General features: G+C 66.3%; 2 protein-coding genes. Both read left to right on the top strand.

The genetic code is table 11. From position 1 onward, the window contains the following. Positions 1–2,062: molybdopterin cofactor-binding domain-containing protein (locus JHD07_RS35605; protein ID WP_291630710.1), on the top strand; the 2,062-nt coding region annotated here is incomplete at its 5' end. A gap of 50 nt (positions 2,063–2,112) precedes the next feature. Continuing rightward, positions 2,113–3,387 (top strand): NAD(P)/FAD-dependent oxidoreductase, encoded by a 1,275-nt coding sequence (locus tag JHD07_RS35600; protein WP_291630708.1) that lies wholly within the window; start codon positions 2,113–2,115, stop codon positions 3,385–3,387. The last annotated feature ends 105 nt before the right edge of the window (positions 3,388–3,492 follow it).

Genomic DNA, 3,492 nt, shown 5'->3' with positions numbered 1-3,492 from the left:
CGACGGCTCGCCCGAGATCGGGGCCTGGGTCGTGGTCAGGCCCGACGACACCGTGGTGATCCGCATCGCCCGCTCCGAGATGGGCCAGGGCTCGCTCACCGGGCTCGCCCAGCTCGTCGCCGAGGAGCTCGAATGCGACTGGACCAAGGTCACGACCGAGTATCCGACCCCGGGCCAGAGCGTCGCCCGCAAGCGTGTCTGGGGTGACTTCTCCACGGGCGGCAGCCGCGGCATCCGCTCCTCGCAGGATTATGTCCGCAAGGGCGGCGCCACCGCACGCGTGATGCTGATCCAGGCCGCCGCCGACACATGGAAGGTGCCGGCCTCCGAATGCAAGGCCGCCAACAGCGTCATCACCCATACGCCTTCGGGCCGGACCACGACCTACGGCAAGGTGGCCGAAGCTGCGGCGAAGCTGACGCCGCCCGCGGAGGTCAAGCTGAAGGATCCGAAGGATTGGAAGCTGATCGGCAAGGGCGTGAAGCGGCTCGACACCGTCGACAAGACCACCGGCGCCATGATCTACGGCGCCGACGTCAAGCTGCCGGGCATGCTGAACGCCGCGATCAAGGACTGCCCGGTGTTCGGCGGCAAGCTGAAGAGCTTCGACGAAGCCAAGATCGCCGGCATGAAGGGAGTCAAGAAGGTGGTCAAGGTCGGCGACACCGCCGTCGCCGTGGTCGCCGACACCTGGTGGCACGCCAAGACCGCGCTGGACGCGCTGCCGATCGTCTGGGACGAGGGTGACAACGCCAAGGTCTCCAGCGAGTCGATTGCGAAGTGGTTGGCCGAGGGCCTCAATGACGACCAGCCGGCCTATGTCGGCAACAAGAACGGCGACGCCAAAGCGGCGATTGCGAGTGCGGCGAAGAAGGTCGAGGCCGTCTACTCCTATCCCTACCAGAACCACGCGACCATGGAGCCGATGAACGCCACGGCGATTTACACGGCGGACAAGTGCGAGGTCTGGTGCGGCACGCAGAATGGCGAAGCAGCTTTCGCGGCGGTACTCGAGGCCTCCGGCCTGCCGGCGGAGAAGTGCGATGTGCACAAGGTGATGCCAGGGGGCGGTTTCGGCCGGCGCGGGCAGACCGACTATGTCCGCCAGGCGGTCATCATCGCCAAGCAAATGCCGGGCACGCCGATCAAGCTGCTGTGGTCGCGCGAAGAGGACATGGCGCACGGCAGATATCACCCGATCACCCAGTGCAAGATGACCGGCGCGTTCGATGCCAACAACAACCTGATCGCGCTGCACTACCGCCTGTCCGGGCAATCGATCCTGTTCTCGCTCCGCCCGGAAGCGCTGCAGAACGGCATGGACCCGGCAGCCTTCCAGGGCGTCGCCCAGTCCGGCGAGGCCGCGTTCGGCTATTCGGTGCCGAACCTTCTGGTCGAGCATGCGATGCGCAATCCGCACGTCCCGCCCGGCTTCTGGCGCGGCGTCAACGTCAATCACAATGCGATCTACATGGAATGCTTCATGGACGAGCTCGCCCAGGCCGCAGGCCAGGACCCGCTCGAATTCCGCCGCAAGCTGATGGGCAAGCACCCCAAGCACCTCGCGGTGCTCAATGCGGTTGCCGAAAAGATCGGCTGGGACACGCCGGCACCGCAGGGCGTCTATCGCGGCATAGCCCAGGTGATGGGCTATGGCAGCTATGTCGCCGGAGCCGCCGAGATCTCGGTGACCGACGCCAACAAGATCAAGGTGCATCGCATCGTCGCCTCCACCGATCCCGGCTACGTCGTCAACCCGGCGCAGGTGGAGCGGCAGGTCGCCGGCTCCTTCGTCTATGGTCTCTCCGCGCTGTTCTATGGCGGCTGCACCGTAAAGGACGGCAAGATCGAGCAGACCAACTTCGACACCTACAATTCGATGCGCATCAACGAGATGCCGAAGGTGGAGACCGTGATGGTGCCGAGCGGCGGATTCTGGGGCGGTGTCGGCGAGCCGACCATCGGCGTCGCCGCGCCCGCCGTGCTGAATGCGTACTTCGCCGCGACCGGCAAGCGCATCCGGTCCGTGCCGCTGCGCGACCAGAACATCACCTTCGCCTGAAACACGCCGCGGCAGCCCATGGCCGCCGCGGCATTTTGCCTGGATAGCCCATGACGGGACGCCCGGTGACACGGCGGAAGGCCGTGCTCGGCATCACCGCGGCAGCCGCAGCGCTGGCCCGGCCAGCGACCCCGCGCGCGCAAGCCTCGGGGCGTGTCGTCGTGGTCGGCGGCGGGTTTGGCGGTGCTGCTTGCGCCCGAGCGCTGAAGAGAGCGCGGGATGATCTGCACATCATCCTGATCGAGCCCAATGCGGTCTTCACCTCCTGCCCTTTCAGCAACGCGGTGATTGCGGGTCTGCGCGAGATCGAGGCGCAGCAATTCGGTTACGACAAGATCGCGGCCGACGGCGTCACATTGATCGCTCAGGCCGTGACCATGATCGAGCCGGAGCGGCGCAGCGTCATGACGGCCGACGGCGTCGCGCTGCCCTATGACCGCCTCGTGCTCTCGCCCGGCATCGACTTCCACCTCGAAGCCCTCCCCGGCTATGACGCGGCCGCATCGGAGAAGATGCCGCATGCCTGGAAGGCCGGTGCGCAGACTCTGCTGCTGCGCAAGCAGCTGGATGCGATGGCGGATGGCGGCACGGTCGCCATCGCGATCCCCGCCAATCCCTCACGCTGCCCGCCCGCACCTTACGAGCGCGCCAGCCTGATCGCGCATTATCTGAAAGCCAAGAAGCCGCGCTCGAAAGTGCTGATCCTCGACGCCAAGGACACTTTTTCGCAACAGCGGCTGTTCGAGAGGGCGTGGAAGGAGCTGTACGGCGACATGATCGAGCGGATCGGCCTGTCGCAAGGCGGCCGCGTCACCTCTGTCGATTCCGCGACGGGAACCATCGTCACCGAGTTCGGCAACTACAACCCTGATGTCGCCAACGTCATCCCGCCGCAGCGCGCAGCGCTCATCGCCGAAATCGCGGGCGCTGCCGATGCGACCGGCTGGTGCCCGATCGATCCTGTCACGTTCGAGTCGAAACTCGTCAGGAACGTCCACGTCATCGGCGACGCCTGCCTCGGCGGCGCCATCCCGAAATCGGCATCGGCTGCAAGCGCGCAAGGCAAGGCCTGCGCCGCTGCCATCATCGATATTCTCGCCGGCCGCACGCCGGAAGCACCTCGGCTGACGGGCGTCTGCTACAACGTCGTTGCGCCCACTTACGGCTTTTCACTCGCCGGCAGCTACCAGCCCAGAGGCGACATCTTTGCCGAGGTCGAAGGCGGCGCGACGAGTCCGGTCGACGCGCCGCGCGAATTGCGAGCGCGCGAAGCAAGTGAGGCGGAGCGCTGGTTTGACACCATCACGGCGGAGACGTTTGGTTAAGGCATGAAGATCCGAGCAAGTCGCCGCGACCACGATGCGCTCCCTCCCCCGCCTGCGGGGGAGGGCTGGGAAGAGGGTGTCTCCGCTCGCGAGAGCCCCCAAGAG

The sequence above is a fragment of the Bradyrhizobium sp. genome, from assembly GCF_016462955.1.
Lineage (GTDB): Bacteria > Pseudomonadota > Alphaproteobacteria > Rhizobiales > Xanthobacteraceae > Bradyrhizobium.
The sequence above is the reverse complement of the archived record's forward strand: the minus strand, read 5'-3'. Positions and strand labels throughout refer to the sequence as shown.

Coding starts and splice junctions, on each gene's coding strand:
- JHD07_RS35600 (WP_291630708.1), top strand. CDS start 2,113: ATGACGGGACGCCCGGTGACACGGCGGAAGGCCGTGCTCGGCATCACC.